Origin of the sequence: Shewanella seohaensis (assembly GCF_023283775.1) — a bacterium.
Lineage (GTDB): Bacteria > Pseudomonadota > Gammaproteobacteria > Enterobacterales > Shewanellaceae > Shewanella > Shewanella seohaensis.
Genome location: NZ_JAKILE010000013.1, coordinates 39,612 through 59,233, shown reverse-complemented (window position 1 = coordinate 59,233; position 19,622 = coordinate 39,612). Strand labels below are relative to the sequence as shown.

Here is a 19,622-nt window from a genome sequence, read left to right as displayed (position 1 = left end):
CGAATTACACCTCGGCTAATTCGCTAACGTCAGGTTCGGCGCTGAGTTCGGCTTGTTGCCGACATAGCTCTACCACCATGTTTAGACGTCGCTCGGATTCTTTAACAAAGGGATTTTGCACATCCCAAGCATAGCCAGCCAAAATCGAGCAGATCATCTGTTTGATTTTAGGATTCGGATTTTCGTAAAAAATCACATCTTGGAAGCGACCATCGTACCAAGCCTGCACGTAAGTGCGGAAGGTGTTCACCCCTTGCATTAACGGCGCCGAGTACTCGGCGGGCCAATCGACGGTATCGCCATTAAGCTGTTTAAGCACGTATTTCGCCGCCATGGATGCCGACTGCATGGCGATAGTTACGCCCGATGAAAACACCGGATCGAGGAACTCGCCCGCGTTGCCCAGCAGGGCAAACTTGTCGGTGGCGAGGCGCGATACGTTGGCGGAGTAGCCCTTGAGTGTTGCACAGGGCTGAGCGACTTTAGCATTGGCCAGCAATGCTTTCAGGCCGGGTTCTTCTTTAACTATGGTCAGCAGCTGCTGCTCTAAATCGCCTTCGAGGCGCGCGAGTAATTGCGGTTCTGCCACGACGCCGAGCGAGCAACGGCCGTTGCTGAAGGGAATTAACCAGTACCAAATATCCTGATGCTGCGGATGAACACTAATTAAAATCTTATTCCGGTCGAAGTCGGGATCGCTGATGTTATCTTCCACATGGGTGAAGATAGCGCTGCGGGTCGGCAGCGACGACGGCGTTTCGAGGTTGAGTAGTCGTGGCAATACTCGGCCAAAACCGCTGGCATCGAGCACATATTGCGCCTCAACTTGGTACAGCTCACCTTGCTCGTTACGCACGCTTAAGCGCGGGTTGGCGCTTAAATCGATTGCCTCAACGGTTTCACCGTAACGGATCTCTACCCCAAAGCTTGCTGCGGTATCGGCGAGCAATTTGTCGAAGTTTGCCCGTTGCACTTGGAAGGTTGTGCCCGGTCCTGGGGTAAATTTGTCGGTAAAGTCAAAGGTGGTATACACCCCATCGCGACGGAAGGCGGCGCCATTTTTATACTGGAATCCCGCCGCATTCAGCGCCTCTAACATGCCCGCTTCTTCAATAAATTGCATACAGCAGGGCAGCAGGCTCTCGCCGATAGAAAAGCGTGGAAAGTGTTGTTTTTCTAGCACTAATACCCGTTTGCCTTGCTTATGCAATAGGCTAGCGGCAATCGAGCCCGAGGGGCCTGCGCCAATAATGGCCACATCGACGGAAAGGGAGTGGGACTGTGCGGAGCTTGCAGCGGTAGATGTGGACATTTAAATAACATTCCTTGTAGGTATCGAGACCTTGTTGGTGGTTAAAACCTGACTGGTGGTCAAAATCAATGGCGAAAGTACAAAGGTAAACCCTATGCCGAGGGACAGGGTTAATCCAAAATAATGAATAGCTTGGGTTTGGCTAAAGGCGAGTAAGCCAAAGGCCAATAGGGTCGAACAGGCGGACATAAACACCGCCATCATCACTGCCTTGCCATGTTGCTGGGCAGAGGCAAAGAACAAACTGTAATCTATCCCAATCCCGAAGACTAAAATCAGCGCCAGCGCATGAAACAAGCTTAAGGGCGAGCCGACTAAGCCTAAAATGGCCAAGGTGAGTAAGGCGGCCAGCGCGGGTACGGCGACCACTAGGGCGGCTCTTTTAACGCCAAAGCTCAGGCTAAATAGTAAGAGGGCGATAACGAGTGCTAGCCCCAATAACTTCAGGGTAAGCAGGCGATAGTGGCCCATCACGGTGGAAATATCCGCGACCTTATCTATAAGCTGTACCTGCGGATCCTCGGCAAAGCGCGCCTTGAGGGCCGCAATATCTTCAATACCACCAAGCAGCACTATAGCGCCATGGCTATCATTCCCTAGGTTGGTATTATCTAGACTGGTCGCTGACTCTGTTGAGTGCTCAAGCTGTGCGAATCCCTGCGGTGCAAGCCAGAGTGGCGCTAACTGTTTGCCTAGGCCCAGCTCGAAAAAATCCGCCGGGGTGATATAGCTATCCTTAGCGGCAAGATAGGCGGCAGAAAGCTCAGGTGCTAGGTTGTCATCGAGGCCAATGTTGTTTAGCACTGTGGTTAATTGCGATTGGTAAATCTTGCCCTGTAATTGATACGCTGCATCCTGCTTTTGCTTGCTTGGCAGATAACGGCTAAGGCTGACATAGTTGCCCAGCTCTTGCTGTTTAATGGCGGCATCGAGCTGCGGACTGAGGGCTTCGAGTCGTTGCAGTAAGGCTTCTTCGCTGGAGGCGCGCACCAATAAAAACTGATTATCCGTGCCGCCACTGAGTAATTTTCTGAGCTTGTCTTCAGGTTCAGTCACGCTCGCAGGGCTTTGCTGTAAATGGCGAATATCATCATCGACGTTAAGCTTGCTGATCCCCAGCAGACAAACTCCCGCGAGCACTAAGGCAAACAGACTCAATCCCCATGGCGAGACCAGTTTATTGGAGAACCCAGTGAGTTTCGCAAGATAAGCCTGTGCCAGAGTTAACGGGCGTTCTCCCGAAGGCAACTTGCTGCCCGCCAATAATGGATAGGCGAGCACTAACGTCAGGTAGGCGCCGAGTAAGCCCGAGGCGCAGAAAATTGCCACCTGCTGCATGCCGGGAAACGGCGCTAAACCGATACCAACATAGGCCAAGGCGCTGGTGATAAAGGCGAGTGACACTGTGGGGAAGATATAGGCCACGGTCGCCTGCGCGCTACGCTCATTATCGCTTAACCGCTCGCAGTAAAAATGGAAACTGTAGTCTATGGCAATCCCAATCAGGCTAGTGCCAAAGACGAGAGTGAGTAAATGCAGTTCTCCGAACACGCTTAAGGTAAAGGTCACCGCCAGCAGCAGGCCGCTGCCTATGGTCACCATCGCCAGCAAGAGTGGCATCACGGAGCGAAAGGCGAGCCAAACAAATAACACTACGCCGAGCAAAGAGGCGAGACCGAGAACAGAGATTTCGCTCTTCGCGGTATTGGTAGCCTCTATGGCATGGAACAGCGCGCCCGCCTGTAACACTTTAACGCTGGCATATTGGGCGCTGACGGCATTCAGCGCTTGAGTGAGTGCCGCTTGCTGGCGTAACTGCGCATTAGGGTTAAAGGCGCTATCTGTGCCTTTTGCCATCACAATGGCGGCCACGCCTTCACTGTTATCAACACCTTGTTTGGTATCAACACCTTGGTTGGGATGAGCAAGTAAAATCCCTTGGCTGGCGCTCAGTTTCGAACTAGGCGCAAGGGCGAGCAAATTGTCGGGAAACAACAGCAAAGGATCTTGGGTCAAGAGTTGGCTATTGGCATAACTAAAGGCGTTGTAGAGCTGCTGAGTGGCCGAGGCGATTAAGTGCTCGAGGCCATCATGGCTTAAGGCTTTGGTTTGTTCAGGGGTGAGCAGTTTAAAGCGATAGGGGAAATAAAATTGCCCTAGGGCTTCACCCATCTGCAGATCGGCGCTGCGAATATCGGTAAAAGCGGTATGTTGAGTCTTAAGCTGCTCCATCAGGAGTGTTGCCGCCGCAATCGCCTGAGGTTCATCCTCGGCAATCAGGGCGAGATACACTTGATCGGCGAGTGTCGATTCCACTTGTTCGAGGGCGCGCGCCGTGAGTGCATCCTGCTGCAGATGGGGCAACATGGCGAGAATATCGCTTTGTACCTTAGCCCCATTTTGCCACTGTTGCAGCGTCCACAGGCTTGCCGCCAGCATCAAACACAACCAAATAGCGAAGCGCCATTTAGTCGAGGTTTGCATCAGGCTATGGCCAATACGCGTGGCAATCTTGGGCGCCATGATTCTGCCTTACTCCCTTGAACCCGCGTCTTTAGAACTCGTCTGGCTGATGGCATATTGGGCTAACTCAGCCTCACTCAGTGGACCTTGGCGCAGCTCGCTAAAATCGATACGGGTGATATCCTGCGGACTCACACTCGGCTTGGCGCTGAGTAGCACTAAGGCGTGTAAAGTATCGCTGCCTTCGAGCACCATGTGGGCGATAGCCTTCTTCATCAGCGGATCTTTTGGAGTTAATCCCAACTGCCAGTCTGCGCTGCTTGAACTTGAGCTTTCTTGTGACGACTTGTCTTGCGCTAAGGGTTCTTGGGCTAAAAAGTGCAGTTCGAAGTTTGCACTTAAGCCCGAAATATCGCCGCCCAGCATGGCATTCACTAGACTCGGTAACAAATCCCCCATGGCCGCCGCGCTTGCCGAAGCATCGGCTTGGCTGATTTGCACTCGCCCTTGGCTATCTTTTTGGATCAGTTGCTTATCTTTTAAAATTAGCAGGGATTCGAAGGGGTTAAGTTGCTGCCAGATCAGCCCTTGGTCTTTGTCGAATACAAACTGGCCTTGGCTCACTAGCGGCTTTTTCAGCACTTTAAGCTGGCGCGATTGCACAAAGTGGCCGCGCACCGTCTCGCCAAGGTTAAGTTTTTGGCTAAGGGCGAGTAATGCGGCGCTATCGGCTCCTTGGTTAAATAGGGGCTGATATTGGCTCGAACTTGTGAGGTTCAAATCGGCGAGGCTCTGCGCCTGTGCCGAGCCAAACAGCAGTGTGCAGCTTAAGAGTAGGCTTTGGCAGAACCCTAGCCACCACTTAGAACGTGCAAGGAGGGAAATCATTCGCTATCCGCCTTTGCCAGCAGCGGGGCGATTTTGCTGCGGAATATCTCTGGCGTCACAAAGCACATTTCTTGGCTCGTCATATCCACCGCCGCCTGAATGGTATAGCCCTTGGTAATACGCTCACCAGTTGCCGTATCACGGATTTGATAATTGATTTTTAAGCGATTTTCCCACTCGACCAACTCGGCGCGCACGGTAATGTTTTGCTCGAAGGTGCTGGCCTTAACGTATTTGATCTGCAAATCAATAATCGGCCAAGCGTAGTTCGAGGCCTGCATTTGGCGATAGTTGTAGCCTAACTCGTCGAGCAATTTGCAGCGGGCAATCTCGAAATAACGCAGGTAATTACCATGCCAAGTGATCCCCATCGAATCCACATCGTGGAAGGGGATCTGCATGTCCATTTCTATGCTGAGCAAGGCTTTCATCGGCACACTTCCCATTCGCCCGCTTGGATTTTCGCAACGGTTTGGCGCAGCACGGCTTCGAGCGGTCTGTCTTCGACTAATGGCTCAAAATCGGCGCGCACTTGGGCGAGTGTGGTCGCCAGCGAAGGGGTCAGCGAGGCTTCGTCTAGCTCGTTTTGTTTAATACGAAGATCAATGCCTTGAGTCATGGCAAGCAGGGCTGCGGCGGCGACTTGCTCTGTGAGTTGCAATACGCGCATACAGTCACGGGCGGCGATAGTGCCCATGCTGACTTTATCTTGGTTATGGCATTCGGTTGAGCGAGAAAAAACGCTCGCGGGCATAGTGTGCTTGAGCGCCTCTGCCGTCCAAGCTGATACGCCGATTTGCACCGCCTTAAAGCCATGGTTGATGGCGCGGCGTGGCCCAGTTGAACCCGAAAGGTTAGCGGGTAAACCGTTGTTAAACTTAGGGTCCATCACTAATGCCATTTGGCGGTCGATGAGATCGGCGATGTTGGCGACAGTGTTTTTCAAGGAATCCATCGCAAAGGCAATGTGTCCGCCGTAAAAATGGCCGCCATGGAGAATATGCTCGCCTTCACCATCGACTATGGGATTATCGTTGGCGCTGTTAACTTCAGTCTCGATAAATTGGCGCATAAAGGGCAGCGCATCCTGCAATACGCCAATGATGTGCGGCGCGCAGCGGATGGAATATCTGTCCTGCAGACGATCTGAATTGCGGGGGTGAACATGGTGGTTCAAATCTTCCCTAATCCAAGCCGCGATTTGGTTTTGCCCCGGATGGGGTTTGGCGGCAAACAGAATATCGTCGAAATGGTTCGAGTTACCTTTGAGGGTTAAGGACGCCATGGCGGTAATGCGGCTGGCTAAACGCGCTAAATATTGTGCGCGATCAAAGGCTAAACAGGCTAATGCCGTCATCACCGCCGTGCCATTCATCAGGGCTAAGCCTTCCTTAGGGCGCAGCACATGGGGCGTGATGTTCAGCTCGCGGTAAACCTCTTGGGTGGCTCTGCGCTCGCCGTTATAAATCACTTCGCGCTCGCCAACTAACACGGCGGCAAGGTAAGACAGTGGCGTTAAGTCACCGCTGGCGCCGACCGAACCTTCCTCTGGGATCACTGGCACTATATTGAGATTAAGCAAGGTTTCGATGCGCTTTAATAGCTCGTAGGTCACGCCGGATTTACCAATCGCGAGGGAGTTTAAACGGCAAGCCATCACGGCGCGCGCCTGCATCACGCTCAAGATTTCGCCGAGGCCACAGCCATGGAAGCGGGATAAGTGCAGTGGCAACTCATGGACTAAGTCGAGACTCACGTTGACAGTGCAAGAGTCGCCATAGCCGGTGGTAACGCCGTAAACCACACCTTCTTCGTGCAGCAGGCTATCGATAAAGCGGGCGCCCTTTTGGATATACGCTTGGTAATCGGCATCATCACAGAATTTGACTTTAGCACCCTTAGCAACGGCGACGACTTGCTCTAATGTGAGTAACTGACGACCAAATTCGATTGGCGGCTCAGCGGTTGTCGTGTGAGTAACTGCGTGGCTCATAAATGCTCTGTCCTGTCTGTAGTGCGCTCCTGCTCCGGGAGTGCTGCTGTCGTTTGTGGGGCGGGTGTCGCGCGGTTGACCTTGCTATCGTCCCGCCAAAAATCAAAAAAGTTAAACCACTGCAAAGGCTCACGCCTTGCGTAGTGTTCTAGGCGCTCGCTGTAGTTATGCACCGCCTGTTGTAGTCTTTCCATTCGCCCTGCACGTGGCCCTTTGAGGCTGTTGCTAAAGTGCTCTAAATGCACGCGATATCGCCCTTGTTCGCGCAGGCAGAACATCAGATACACAGGGCAATCCAAGAGGCCGGCTAGAATAAATGGCCCCTGCGGGAAGGCTGCCTCTTCACCCATAAATGGCGCGTATACCACGCGTCCTTGGGAGTGGGATGAGGTTCTATCGCCTGCAATCACCACTAACTCACCGTCTTCAATCTTTTGCTGCAGCAGCATAGAGGTGGCGGGATTAAGCTCGGTTACTTGGATCAAATTCAGCGTGCTATCGGGGTTTAATTGCTTGAGTACATTATTAAAGTTTTCGGCATGGCTAGTTAACACCATGACATTCACTTTGACCTTACGCTGGTGGATTGAAATCGCGCGGCACAGTTCGAGATTGCCCAAGTGAGAAACCAATAACACCGCGCCTTTGCCGCTTTCTAGTTGATCAGCCAGCACTTGGCGATCGGGAAAATCCACTTGGCTTAATTGAATGCGGTCGCACCAGGCATCGATTCTATCGAGCGCGGCATTACCAAAGGCGAGAAAGTGGTTCAGGCTATCGCGCCAGCCAATGGGCTGATTCAATTGGGGATGTTGCGGCTCGAGGCGTTGCGCACGGCGCAGAAAATCCAACGAGGCCTCACGGCTGACTTTGCCCGTCAAGAAGAAATAACAAATCACCGGATACATAATGGCGCGGCACAGCCAATGGCCGCCGAAACGGTAGCTTTCGACCAACAGTTTTATGCCCCAATAACTGCCGCGCTCCTTCATCCCCGACCAATGGGTTGAGGCCTTATCGTTTTGGGGTGATTGAGCCTTCTGTTTACGGCGCAGCAGTTGTGGCAGGCGTTTTAACATGCCGAAAAATAATCGGGTATGCAGCTTAGTGATGCGCACATTATCGGCCACACCTTGAAAGTGGCTGACGCCGTTTTCGGGATAAATGACTTTAGTGGGGTGAAACAGGATCTCCACCCCTTGCCAGTAGAGTTTGACGAGGATTTCGATATCAAAATCCATCCGCTCCGTGAGGGCGTGCTGGCTCAATAGCCGCTCGGTGGCAGCCAAGGGATATACCCTAAATCCGCACATCGAATCTTGAATATCAAAGCTTAAGGTTTCGACCCATACCCAAAAGTGGGTGAGGTAACGGCCATAGAGTCGCCCCTTGGGGACGGACTCGTCGTACTCGGGCTTGCCCGAGATCAGCGCATCCGGCTTGGCCTGCGCCTTGGCGAGCATGGCGGGGATATCGCTCAAATTATGCTGGCCATCGGCATCGACCTGTAGCACATGGGTAAAGCCATCGCGATAGGCGCGGCGAAGCCCTGTCATCACAGCCGCACCTTTACCGCGGTTGTAGGGGTGTTGCAGCAGGGTCACCCAGTCGTGTTGCTCAGCCAAGGATTGCAGCAGATAGCGGGTCTCATCGTTGCTGCCATCGTCTATCAAATAGCAGGGCAGATTGAGGGCGGCGAGCTCGACTAAGGTCTGGGCGATCGCGGCGCTATGATTGTAATTGGGGATCACCAGCGCTAACTTGATTGGCGAAGTGCCCATTAAATCACTCGGCGGGACTAGCATTGTGTCGCTCATACCGTCGCTCACAGGGATGCTCCATCATCTTGCTGACTAGCAAAGCTGATACGCCCGGAGGCATAGCGGTGGTCGCCATCGCTGTAGGCAAAGGTTAACTTCTCTTTGGCGGCATTATGACTAATCGCTAAGGTGACTTCCTGCCCAGGCAGAATAAGCTGCTGAAACTTTAGCACTTCTAAATTGGCGACCGCAGCGTTGTAACCAAAATGCTCGCAACCTAAGCGCACGGCCCAATCGAGTTGGGTCACGCCAGGGAGCACGGCTTGCTCGGGAAAATGGCCGTTAAAATATTCGAGATCGGCGGCGACAAAGAGACGCAGTTCAATACTCTCTGGGCCGATCTCTGATGCGAGGATCGGCGGTAAACTCGACTTAATCATGGTCAAATAACTCAACTAGCTGGGCGACGACGCGCTTGCCCTGAGTGTTTAACGGTAAGGTTTCGGGGTAACGCCAGCGGCGTGGTAAAGTCACGCGCTCGAACTGAGTCAGTAGATGCGCTTTTAACGCGTTGTTGATACTGAGTTTGCCCTGCTCTTGGTGCACACTTCTGCCTAATGGCGACAGGGTGATCACCGCCCCTAACTGGGATTTAAACTGGGGCAATACGACCAAGGCAGCCTGCTCGACATAGGCGTGGCTACAGAGCAAGGTCTCCATTTGCGCCAGTGAAAGACGTTTTTCTTCAATCTTAACGATGCGATCGAGTCTTCCCTTGAGCCTGAATTGGCCATTGGCCGTCGGCTCGATTTTATCTTCGCAACGTAACCATTGATCGTCGGCCAAGTAGGGTGACTTCAGCAGCAGGGCGCCATCGTCAGCATCTTGGTCTATGGTAATTTGTTCAAACACTTGCCATGGTTCGTCGGCCTCGTGTTGGCGACGATAGGCGATACCGCCAGTTTCGGTGCTGCCGAATATCTCTATGGGTAAATGGCCATAGCACTGGGCAACCCCTTGGGCGGCGGTGAAACTTAACGGCCCGCCGGAGCTGAAGACTAAGCTAGGTGATCGCAGTTGGCGTTCGTGCTCTAGTGCCTTAGGCAAACGGGATAATTGCGCTGGGCTACTGATGAGGCACAAATTCGGCAACAGTGCGGTGTAGTAGCTTAAGGTTTCTGGGTATTCGATCTGCTCGCTTAAAAAAGGGCGACTGGCGGCTAATGGCCAGAGGATCTTAAACAACAAGCCGTAGATATGCTGATGGGAAACGGTCGAGACCACACTGCAATGGGGTAAATGCTCGGCGAAGGTGTGCTCGAGCACTGTCACTTCGGCATCGAGCTGCCTTAGGCTCTTGCGAATCGCCTTGGGCTCGCCACTGCTGCCCGAGGTAAAGAGCACTAGTTCACCAAAGTTGTCGCTCTCTGGCCAAGGTTTGGTGGGCAGACTCAGCTCTTTATTCAGCAGGATAAAGGCGTGACTCTCGCACAGGGGCTTGTCTGACAATATGCCTTCAAACTGATGGGTCAGTTCACTCAGGGTGCCGGTTTGGGTGTTGGGCGGCAGAATAATTTCCTTGCCCGCCAAGAGTGCGGCACATAAACCCACGGCAAACAGATCGCTGGTATCACTCGCCAGTAACCATTTTTGTTCAGGCGCTTGGCGCAGCTGCTCGTAGAAATGCGCAACCTGATTGGTAAACAGGGCACCTGTGACTATGTCATGGTGATTAAAGCTGATCAGTTGTTGGGCGAATGGCCCTTGGGTTAACCAGTTTTTGAGTAGTTGTGTCATGTCTTCTTCAACCAAAAGCTGCGATATAACCATTCCCCACCGAGGAGCAGTCCCATGAGTACGTATGCAATCAAACCGTTATACAAGGTCCAAGTTGCTAGGCTGGTAAACGCGGCGGTATAGGCCGCCACAGTGCCGTTTAGGATAAATAAGCCACACCAAAGTAGGGTGACTTTTTTAAGATAACCTATGGCTTCATCCGGCAAGTCGGGCTCTTTGAGCCGTGCGAGCCGTTCAATCATGCTCGGGCCTTGGTATAGCGAGTAGCTAAACAGGGCTAACATGGTGAGGTTTATCACCACGGGGTAATACAAGAGCCAGTCGCTGCGTTTGGCGACAAAACTGCCCGCTGTGAGCGCAATCCCCACAAGCAAAGGCAAAACTAAGGTTTTAACCTTTTGCTTTTGCAGCATTAAACGCACTACCAACAAGAGGCATAGCACTAGGGCTATTGTGCCTGCTGGCAGATAATTCAGTCCTAAATACACGGCGACTGGATAAGCAATCAGCGCGAGTGCGGTTAGTACTTGTAGCAGGACACGCATTAGTCTTTAACTAGGCCTTCGATGGCGTTAACGACATCGTTGACTGTGCGCACAGATTTAAACTCGTCGGGCTGAATTTTTTTGCCCGTGAGTTGCTGTAGCTTAATTACTAAGTCGACGGCATCGATGCTATCGAGATCTAACTCTTGATAGAGATTCGCCTCTGGCGTAATCGCATCGGCATCGATTTCAAACTCATCCACCAAAATCGTGGTCAACATAGCGAGGATTTGTTCGCGGTTTTGCATCTTCCTCTCCTACGGACGTTGTGATTCGATGAAGTTAGCTAGGCTGGCGACGCTGTAAAAATGCGCCTTAGTGCTATCCGAGTTGGCTTCGATTTTTACATCAAATTTTTTCTTGATGGCTAAACCCAGCTCGAGCGCGTCGATTGAGTCGAGTCCAAGTCCCTCACCAAATAGCGGTGCATCTGTATCGATATCATCAATACTGACGTCTTCTAAGTCGAGGCAGTCGATGATCAACTGTTTAATTTCGTTATGTAAAGTCATAATTATTTTCGAGTTGTTGTTGATAGTATTGTTCAAGGTCTCGGGTTAATTGCCGAGCCATTTTCGCATGCTCACCCAAAGGGGCTTGGTAGCCTTGGTGAGAAATTGTGTTGCCGATTTCGACGGCCATTCCCATGGTTTGCCTTGGGATCTCATACCAAGGTTGTTCCTTTGTCAAACCACGCACATTAGTGCGCAAAACCACAGGTAAAATATCGGCTTGGGTGCGAATAGCAATATTGGCAGCACCGCGGGCAAATTCGTTAATGCTTGCACCAAATACTGTGCGTGTGCCTTCGGGAAAGATAATCAGATTCGTGCCGCGGGCGAGGACTTCGCGGCAATCTTCGAGCATGAGTTCGGCGCCGCGATTGGGGATATATCCCGCGCAGGAGACGACGCCACGTAAGAAGGGATTGCGCCACAGGCCCTGTTTAACGATACAGCCCGCATTGGGCATCAAGCTGATTAAAACCACCACATCGACCAGACTCGGGTGATTGGCAATCACTATCACGCCCTTGGCATTTCGCAGCAGCTCGGCATTATGGGTGCTGACTCGGATAACTCCCGCCCAAGTCAACATGGCCACAAAGCCTTTAAACATAGTGTGCACGGCTTTTTGCACGCGGATAATCCGCGCCTCGGGCGTGCCCGGCCAAAAACGCAGTAACGGCAATATGGTTAACGAGCTTAACAGTCCACCGAGACCAAAGGCGATGTAGCAACTGACGCCGCCGAACCAACGGGGAATATAGTTGATTCCCGCGCGGCGTTTTTCGGGCAGCGTATAAGCGACATTAAATTCGGCATTGTGTGGCACTGGATTAGGCATGCGTTAGGCTCCAGTGCCAGTGTGACAAGCAGCCGTCAATATTCTGTGAGGTTGCCAGCGCATGAATCAACATGCCATAGGATAGCGGCGTGGCGTTTTGTTGCTGCTCGGCTGTCAGTTGGCTTAGGGTGAGGGTGACGGTTGCACTCTCATCTGCGGGCGCTAGGGTCAATCCTAGGGCTAAGGGCAACTCAAACTCTTGGGTAAATTCATCATAGACTGGCGGGACGGGATCGTCGCCAAACACCAACAACAGTGGCTCAGGCGATTGGTGCAGCTGGGCGAACGCTTCTACCATGGCTTGGGAAAGGGTTTCTGTGCCCGCGGCAATCGAGGTCGAAGGGGCGGTGTTATTGGTTAAAATGCCAAAAATACCACTGCCAGTGTTATGCACCGACTGACTAAAACCTAAGGGGGAAAGCGGTTGTTTTTCAATAATATCTTCGAGCAGGCCAATGGTGCGGTGCAGCTCGCCGTGGCGAGAAGCAAATATCGAGCGACAGTTAGGCGCGGCCTCACATTGGAAGCTGACATCCAGCATCATCTTGGTTAAACGGCTAAAACGTCTGCGCTGCATGGCGGGAACTTGGGAAAGTGCAGGGGAAATCCCCTCGAGGTCATTTTCTTTGCTTGTGTCAGCCGAGTGCTTGCACCAAGTTTGCCAGTCATCACGCTGTGGATACTTTGGCGCCCATGCGCCCCAAGAAAGGATGCTGAATCTGAGTTGCACTACTTTGCCTCGACACTATTTACAGCTGTCTTAGTTATCCCTAACTAAGCGAAAATTTTAATGAATTGATTGGCTTATCGCTATTTTCTCGCTGGATTGACGAGCACAATTCCCCCGTTTATTGAGTGGCTTATTCTACACTAAGTCCTTAGTTTTAATGAAGCCATTTGCATTGTGATGGTTAACAAAATGCAATCAAGTTCGAATTTATCACCCAAGAGTAACATTCGTTGCAGCTGAGGTATTGGGAGGATAGAGGATAAAACCTTGGACTGAACCTGAGTTGAACAAGTCTATAGGTAGTATTTTTAAGATACAAAAAAGGCGCACTAGGCGCCTTTTTAGACAAGCTTGGAGCATTATTGGGCGAGTTGGTTTTCCAATTTACGCAGCGCCGCTTTGACTTTACGGGTGTTTTCAGGCCCCATGCGGATCATCAGTTTTTGCGCGCTCGGCAAGGCCTCTAAATTAGGATCCACAAAGCGGTAGTTCACGCTGATTGAACTCAGCTCGATAGGCTCTTCGATGATAGGGGCGGCGAGCATGATCTTAATGGCTTGCAGCATTCTGTCATTGAACTTGGCGTTACTGTAACCTAACTCGGCAAAGGCCTCATCAAACAGCGGTGTGAGCTGTTTGTAAGTGTGCATTAAGCTTGCTTCATCCATGCTGGCAAGTACAGTCGCGTAGGCATCGTATCTGTGGTAACTCTCTGGATTTAAATACACTTTGCTAGTGATTTCAGACACAGTGAACAGCTTTTCTGGGCCTTTGACTGGGCTGACTTTGCGGGCGAGATCGCCTTGGGCCAAGTTGTCCACAAACACCACAAACTGACGGGCCAAATCTTGGTTCACTAAAGAGGAACCGACCACGTTGTTATTGATGATCGCTAGCGCTTTTTGATGCACAAAGGCATCGCTCTCGGGCAGGCTAGGGACGACTTCTTCAGGCATCGCAGGCTCGGTTGGCGTGACTGTGGTTTCGGTTTCCGGCGTGGTCACCGCTGGTGCTTCATTTTCCACCGGCGCAGTTTCAGGCTCTGTGCTTGTCTCGAGCGTCATAGGTTCAGATGAAGGCGGCTCAGGCAGCACTATCGGCGCATTGGGGATGAGCTTGGGTGAGTCATCTTTAGTGTAGTAATAATAACCTCCTGCAGAGAGCAGCACGACGAGCACAATCGCAATCAAAGCAAAGCGATTACTGCTTGAAGAGGTTTCTTGAGGTGTAATTCTATCATCTTGATTAACTTGCATTTTACATCCTTCGCTTAAGTGTCAAGGTAACGGGGTGAATACATGCAGCTAACATTTAAAGTGCAAGTGCCAACGAGTTGTCGGTGGCAGGTTCATTGTGCAAGTTTCCACGCGCTTGTCCATAGTGGTGAGCTGAACAGGCTGAATTTATTTTACCTTGAAGGGGTTAGCTTAAGGTTTAGGCCTGAACGTATTGTTGCCTGTGTCCAAGCCAGCGATGAATAATGGCATCGACCGATTCTGGGGCCTGTGACATCACATGGCTCGCCAGTTTTTGGATATGTGGGATAAGCGCCTGATCGCGGACAAGGTCGGCGATTTTCAGCTCGGCCAGTCCCGTTTGCTTAGTGCCCAGTACTTCGCCCGGCCCACGGATCTCTAAGTCTTTCTGTGCAATCACAAAACCATCATTACTTTGCCTGAGCACATTTAACCGCTGGCTCGCGGTTTGGCTCAATGGCGCCTTGTAGAGTAACACACAATGGCTCGCCACGGCACCGCGCCCTACGCGGCCCCGCAGCTGGTGCAACTGTGCAAGGCCCAGTCGCTCGGGGTTTTCGATAATCATCAAGCTGGAGTTGGGGACGTCGACGCCGACTTCAATCACTGTGGTTGCCACTAAGAGATGTATGCTTCCCGCCTTGAAATCGGCCATAATTTTTTGCTTTTCAGCACTTTTCATCCGGCCGTGGACTAAACCTATGCTCAGTTCCGGCAGCGCTTGGCGCAGCTCTTCGGCGGTATCTTCAGCCGCTTGGCACTCGAGCACTTCGGATTCTTCAATCAGAGTACAGACCCAATAGGCTTGGCGTTTATCCGTGACTACGCTGTTGCGGACGCGCTCGAGCACTTCATTGCGGCGCGAATCGGGAATGGCGACTGTGGTCACGGGCGTGCGGCCGGGCGGCAACTCATCGATAATCGAGGTGTCCAAATCGGCGTAGGCCGTCATGGCTAAGGTGCGTGGGATCGGCGTTGCCGTCATAATCAACTGGTGGGGATGAAAGCCTTGGTTAATGCCTTTTTCCCTCAGCCCCATCCGTTGGTGAACCCCGAACCTGTGCTGCTCGTCAATGATGATCAAGGCTAGTTTGTTAAAGGTTACCTGTTGCTGGAAGATGGCGTGGGTACCTATCACCATTTGCGCCGCGCCCGATTCAATATCGGCTAAGGATTGCGCCCGCGCCTTGCCTTTAAGTTTGCCCGCCAGCCATCCGACTTTTAATCCCAAGGGTTCAAACCAGGCGGCAAAGTTAGCCGCATGCTGCTCAGCGAGTAATTCGGTAGGCGCCATCATGGCCACTTGGTAACCATTTTCGATGGCTTGCAGGGCGGCGAGGGCGGCGACTAAGGTTTTACCCGAACCCACATCACCTTGAACTAAACGCATCATGGGGTGCGGTTGCTCTAAATCTTTACCAATCTCGGCGACGACCCGTTGCTGGGCGCCCGTCGGTTTAAAGGGCAATGAGGCGAGAAAGGGATTCAATAGCTGGCCGCTGGCGTGCATGGTCACGGCGGCGTCGAGATTGCTGCGCTGCCTGAGTCGGAGCATGCTGAGGTTATGGGCGAGCAGTTCTTCCTGCACCAGCCGTTGCTGCGCCGGATGCTGGCCGAGCTCTAAGTCAAATTGTGATATTCCAGCGTGGGGGCGATGCAGAGTTTGCAGTGCTTGTTTCAGGCTCATGCTGTTGGGCTGCAAATTGGTGGGTAATAACTCGGTCAAACCGCCGTCTTCTAATAATTCGAGGGCTTGCTCGGTGAGCTTGATCCAACTCGCCTGCTTGAGTCCTTCCGTCGTGGGATAAATCGGCGTAAGGGTATCGCTTAAATGAATGTCTTCACCGGGATACACAATTTTGTACTCGGGATGGACGATTTCTGCCTGATGATTACCACGGCGAATTTCACCGTAGGCGCGGATCATTAAGCCATTTTGCATCGCATTGCGTTGCGCCATCGAAAAGTTAAAGAAGCGTAGGCTCATGCTGCCGGTATTATCCCGCACATTGCACACCAGCATGCGTTTACGGCCTTGAATGATTTGCGTCGACTGGATTTCGGCTTCAATGGTGCCGTAATTTCCCGGCATTAAGGCGGCAATAGGATAAATTTGAGTGCGGTCTTCGTAGCGCAGGGGTAAGTGAAACAGCAGATCTTGTACTGTTGTGATGCCGAGCTTGGCGAGTTTTTCCGCCACCCTTTTGGCGACGCCTTTGAGGTCGGTGATCGGAACAAGATCCAATTGCTGCAAGTCGTTAGCGCTCAATCACTGTGAATTTATACATATACTAACAGAGTATAAGCGTAAGGCAATCTTGGGCTTGGCGCTGGCCAAAGGATAAATGGCGATGGGTTAACTGGCGGAGAGGCGTTACACCAAAAGAATGAACTTAGCCGTTAACATTTAAGTTATCTTATTAAAATTAAAATGAATATCCTATAATTGGTTGCGCTGAACTTAGGCAAAAATAAATATTCTTAGTTACCAAGTTCACTTTTTATTATTTTGTGGTTTAATCAAATAATTGGTTACCAGCGACATGCTTTGGTAATTATGCGGTAACAAGGTTGTGAATCGAAATAATAAAGTGACCTCCAGTGACGGAACACATTTGGGGAAACACCGTCGAGGAGAACTCGCTTTTGCGTCTATGGTATTTGAGTTGTTTATTTATAGGCCTGCTGTGTTCCGCATCGCCTGCATGGGCCAAATTAGAAGTGGCTTTTTTTAACCCCGGCGCCGCAACGGATAGCTTTTGGGGTGATGTCGATAAATTAATGCAAGTGGCTGCCACTCAACTCGATATTAATTTACAAATAACCCATTCAGACCGTAATCATTTTAAAATGATTAACCAATTAGAGGTATTATTAAGCTCTACCTCATCCATCCCTAGCCATATTATTTTGGTAAATGAGAAGCAGTCAGCAATAAAAATGTTGCAGTTGCTCTACCACTATCCCATATATGTGCAGCTGATATTGAATGATATTTCAGTGGCCGAGCGAGAAACCTTATTAACGGATCCACATTGGAAAACCTATTTATTACCAGCCATTATTCCCGATAATTACGCGATTGGCGCCGAAACGGCCAAAATCCTATTAAGTGGTTTAAAGGATGAAAACGCGAAGGTTTTATTAATTTCGGGCGATAAGTCGACGCCTGCCTCAGTGCTGCGCACCCAAGGCGCCAATGACTACTTTTTTATGCAGCACAATGCCACTGTGACTCAAACCGTCTATGGCCAGTGGAGCCAAGATATTGCCTATGGGCAAACCTTAACTTTGCTTTCCCGCTATCCCGATTTAAATCTGATTTGGACGGCCAGCGATAATATGGCTATTGGAGTACTAAAAGCCTTGCGGGAAAAAGGACTTCAGCCCGGGCGTGATGTGTTGGTGAGTTCAGTGAATACCTCCGCAGAGATTTTACAGCTTCGCCAATCACAGCAGATCAGCACATTGGGCGGAGGGCACTTTTTAGCGGGCGCATTGGGGTTAGTGCAGCTGAGGCATTATCAAGAAACTTCGCAATATTATCCCGATGCGGACATACAACTTTTTAGTGTCCTTAATCCAGATTCGGAGTTTTATCGACTGTTAGTCGCTAGGGATTGGGCGGGGATTTTTAAGACACAGATTTTGGATAAGTTGCCACAATCATAAATAGGTATCCATGAAGCATCGTAATCATTCCATCAGTCATAGAATGACGCTCACTATTATTGGGGTGAGTTCGTTTTTTGCTGTCCTAACTATGTTGGTACAGTTGATATGGAACTATCAGGAGAGCATAGATAAAACCACGGCGGATATTCGTGAATACTCCGAATCCATCTTACCCAGCGTGGCTAAGTCGCTGTGGGATGTTGACCATAGTTTGTTATCGGATTTGCTGTCTGGCCTTGGGATGATGCCCATGGTGGCGAGCGTTAATTTAGAGAGTATCGATGGCGTTGCCATGCAACTGGGTAAGTCGATTCATTTGGATAATCGTCGGCAAACCCTGTTTCTCTATCCCATTAACTATCAAGATCAGCAGATTGGCATGCTGACGGTCGGTTTAGATACGGACACGCTCTATTACGAGTTGTGGCAGCAATTGATCATCATAGTATTAGGCAACGGGCTGAAAACGCTGTTGATGATTTACTTGATCCTCTCTTTGGTGCGCTTGCTAGTCACCAATCGCCTCTCGGCACTGGAGCGGTTTGCCAATCAAATTAACCTGCACTCCCTCCCTAAGCTCAATGTGCCCATGAGTGTGATGCAAAGCCCCGATGAGATTGGCCATGTCGCCCAGTCACTACAGGCCATGTATCAACGCATCCGCAACGATTTGGCAATCAATAAACGCCAGCAACGGGCGCTGCAACAACAGCAAAACCAGTTAGCGAAGCTGGTCGATGAGCGGACTCAAGAACTCAATTGGCAATCCAAGGCAAACCAGCTGTTAGCCGAGATGTCATTGCAATTTTTAACGACAGACACCTCTCTATTAGATGAATACTTGGCCGATGTCTGTGGCCGCATTGGTTGCCTATTTGATGTTGAACGGGTGAGCATTATTGAATTTACCCAGCAGCACGCCCGTTATCGGAGTTTTTGGAGCTGCGAGTTGCAGGCGGGCAAGGTCCAAGATATTTCCATCGACAGTGTGGCTGTGCTGGCACAAAAATTTACCTCAGAGTCGACCTTAGTCATTGAATCAGTTGCTGAACTGGCGAATGAATCGCCAAAGGAATATCAAGCCTTGTGCTCGGTCGGCATCTGTTCAATTGCCGCCTATGCGATTAAAAATAGCAATCAACTCTTGGGGTTACTCTCGTTTTCTATGGTCAGTCGTCCATTAAACTGGAACGTGCAAAAGAAGGTAATGCTGACTCAATTTGCCGCGGCACTGAACGAATTATTACTGCGTGAGGAAAAAGAGCGACAGATGCTCAGCCTGCAACAGGCTTTAGTGTCGGTGAATGCTCAGCTGCGGGTGATGGCCGACACCGATGAGTTAACCGGATTAAGCAACCGCCGCCCCTTCACTCAAACCCTAGAAACCTTGCTCCAGCAAAACACTCCGTTCGGCCTGCTCATGTTGGATGTCGATTACTTCAAGAGCTACAACGATACCTACGGCCACCTCGAGGGCGATGCGGCGCTTAAGCGAGTGGCGCAGGCGTTAACTCAGAGCGATATCTTGCCACAGGAGAGTTTGCTTGCCCGTATTGGTGGTGAGGAGTTCGCGATTGTTCTGCAACAGATTTCACCAATTCAATTGGAGGCGATAGCCAACCAGCTCTGCTACCAGGTGGCCGCCTTGGAGATCCCTCATCGAAGCTCCCCAAAGGGCAAGATCACCCTCAGTATTGGTGGGGTGTATTTTCCTAAGGAGAGCCAGGATAGCTTAACGTTGTCGGAGGTGCTGCGCCGTACCGATATTTGTCTGTATCGCGCTAAAGATCAGGGGCGCAATACCGTGGTGATTGATTCGAACCATAAGTGACTGATAATTGAGGCACGGCATCACT

At 51.1% G+C, this 19,622-nt stretch carries 17 protein-coding genes; 2 read left to right on the top strand and 15 right to left on the bottom strand.

Annotation, left to right across the window (positions count from 1 at the left end; genetic code table 11):
• Nucleotides 1–4 precede the first annotated feature (4 nt).
• The 15 genes from L2713_RS15085 to recG form a co-directional block, all read right to left on the bottom strand.
• Nucleotides 5–1,312, bottom strand: a complete 1,308-nt coding sequence (locus tag L2713_RS15085; protein WP_248968436.1) for an NAD(P)/FAD-dependent oxidoreductase — start codon at nucleotides 1,310–1,312, stop codon at nucleotides 5–7.
• Nucleotides 1,313–3,835, bottom strand: a complete 2,523-nt coding sequence (locus L2713_RS15080; RefSeq protein WP_248968435.1) for an MMPL family transporter — start codon at nucleotides 3,833–3,835, stop codon at nucleotides 1,313–1,315.
• A 9-nt stretch (nucleotides 3,836–3,844) separates the two neighbouring features.
• Complete coding sequence (locus L2713_RS15075) at nucleotides 3,845–4,663, bottom strand: outer membrane lipoprotein carrier protein LolA (protein ID WP_248968434.1); 819 nt, start codon at nucleotides 4,661–4,663, stop codon at nucleotides 3,845–3,847.
• On the bottom strand, nucleotides 4,660–5,094 hold the full coding sequence (locus tag L2713_RS15070; RefSeq protein ID WP_011621149.1) for an acyl-CoA thioesterase: 435 nt from the start codon (nucleotides 5,092–5,094) through the stop codon (nucleotides 4,660–4,662). The genes L2713_RS15075 and L2713_RS15070 overlap by 4 nt, the downstream gene beginning before the upstream one ends.
• Nucleotides 5,091–6,656 (bottom strand): HAL/PAL/TAL family ammonia-lyase, encoded by a 1,566-nt coding sequence (locus tag L2713_RS15065; RefSeq protein WP_248968433.1) that lies wholly within the window; start codon nucleotides 6,654–6,656, stop codon nucleotides 5,091–5,093. The genes L2713_RS15070 and L2713_RS15065 overlap by 4 nt, the downstream gene beginning before the upstream one ends.
• Nucleotides 6,653–8,461, bottom strand: a complete 1,809-nt coding sequence (locus tag L2713_RS15060) for a glycosyltransferase family 2 protein (RefSeq protein ID WP_248968507.1) — start codon at nucleotides 8,459–8,461, stop codon at nucleotides 6,653–6,655. Before L2713_RS15060 ends, L2713_RS15065 begins: the two co-directional genes overlap by 4 nt.
• A gap of 20 nt (nucleotides 8,462–8,481) precedes the next feature.
• The gene (locus L2713_RS15055; protein ID WP_011621152.1) at nucleotides 8,482–8,856 is read right to left on the bottom strand and encodes an ApeI family dehydratase; all 375 of its coding nucleotides are present in this window, start codon (nucleotides 8,854–8,856) and stop codon (nucleotides 8,482–8,484) included.
• On the bottom strand, nucleotides 8,849–10,213 hold the full coding sequence (locus L2713_RS15050) for an AMP-binding protein (RefSeq protein WP_089068670.1): 1,365 nt from the start codon (nucleotides 10,211–10,213) through the stop codon (nucleotides 8,849–8,851). The genes L2713_RS15055 and L2713_RS15050 overlap by 8 nt, the downstream gene beginning before the upstream one ends.
• Nucleotides 10,210–10,758: a COG4648 family protein gene (locus L2713_RS15045; protein WP_011627439.1), complete on the bottom strand. Its 549-nt coding sequence runs from the start codon at nucleotides 10,756–10,758 to the stop codon at nucleotides 10,210–10,212. The genes L2713_RS15050 and L2713_RS15045 overlap by 4 nt, the downstream gene beginning before the upstream one ends.
• On the bottom strand, nucleotides 10,758–11,006 hold the full coding sequence (locus L2713_RS15040) for an acyl carrier protein (RefSeq protein WP_011621155.1): 249 nt from the start codon (nucleotides 11,004–11,006) through the stop codon (nucleotides 10,758–10,760). Before L2713_RS15040 ends, L2713_RS15045 begins: the two co-directional genes overlap by 1 nt.
• Before the next feature lie 9 nt (nucleotides 11,007–11,015).
• Nucleotides 11,016–11,270, bottom strand: a complete 255-nt coding sequence (locus L2713_RS15035) for a phosphopantetheine-binding protein (protein ID WP_011621156.1) — start codon at nucleotides 11,268–11,270, stop codon at nucleotides 11,016–11,018.
• Entirely contained in the window at nucleotides 11,257–12,105 is an 849-nt protein-coding gene (locus L2713_RS15030) for a lysophospholipid acyltransferase family protein (RefSeq protein WP_248968432.1), read from the bottom strand. The genes L2713_RS15035 and L2713_RS15030 overlap by 14 nt, the downstream gene beginning before the upstream one ends.
• Nucleotides 12,098–12,835: a beta-ketoacyl synthase chain length factor gene (locus L2713_RS15025; RefSeq protein ID WP_248968431.1), complete on the bottom strand. Its 738-nt coding sequence runs from the start codon at nucleotides 12,833–12,835 to the stop codon at nucleotides 12,098–12,100. Before L2713_RS15025 ends, L2713_RS15030 begins: the two co-directional genes overlap by 8 nt.
• 359 nt (nucleotides 12,836–13,194) lie before the next feature.
• Nucleotides 13,195–14,091 (bottom strand): DUF3014 domain-containing protein, encoded by an 897-nt coding sequence (locus L2713_RS15020; protein WP_248968430.1) that lies wholly within the window; start codon nucleotides 14,089–14,091, stop codon nucleotides 13,195–13,197.
• A gap of 178 nt (nucleotides 14,092–14,269) precedes the next feature.
• Nucleotides 14,270–16,345, bottom strand: coding sequence for an ATP-dependent DNA helicase RecG (recG, locus tag L2713_RS15015; RefSeq protein ID WP_248968429.1), 2,076 nt, complete (start codon nucleotides 16,343–16,345; stop codon nucleotides 14,270–14,272).
• 392 nt (nucleotides 16,346–16,737) lie between these two features.
• Between recG and L2713_RS15010 the strand changes: the two genes are divergently transcribed.
• Together L2713_RS15010 and L2713_RS15005 are read left to right on the top strand one after the other, a co-directional pair.
• Nucleotides 16,738–17,763 carry an ABC transporter substrate-binding protein gene (locus L2713_RS15010; RefSeq protein ID WP_248968428.1) on the top strand — a complete coding sequence of 342 codons (1,026 nt, stop codon included), beginning with the start codon at nucleotides 16,738–16,740 and terminating at the stop codon, nucleotides 17,761–17,763.
• 10 nt (nucleotides 17,764–17,773) lie between these two features.
• Complete coding sequence (locus L2713_RS15005; protein ID WP_248968427.1) at nucleotides 17,774–19,597, top strand: sensor domain-containing diguanylate cyclase; 1,824 nt, start codon at nucleotides 17,774–17,776, stop codon at nucleotides 19,595–19,597.
• Nucleotides 19,598–19,622 lie beyond the last annotated feature (25 nt).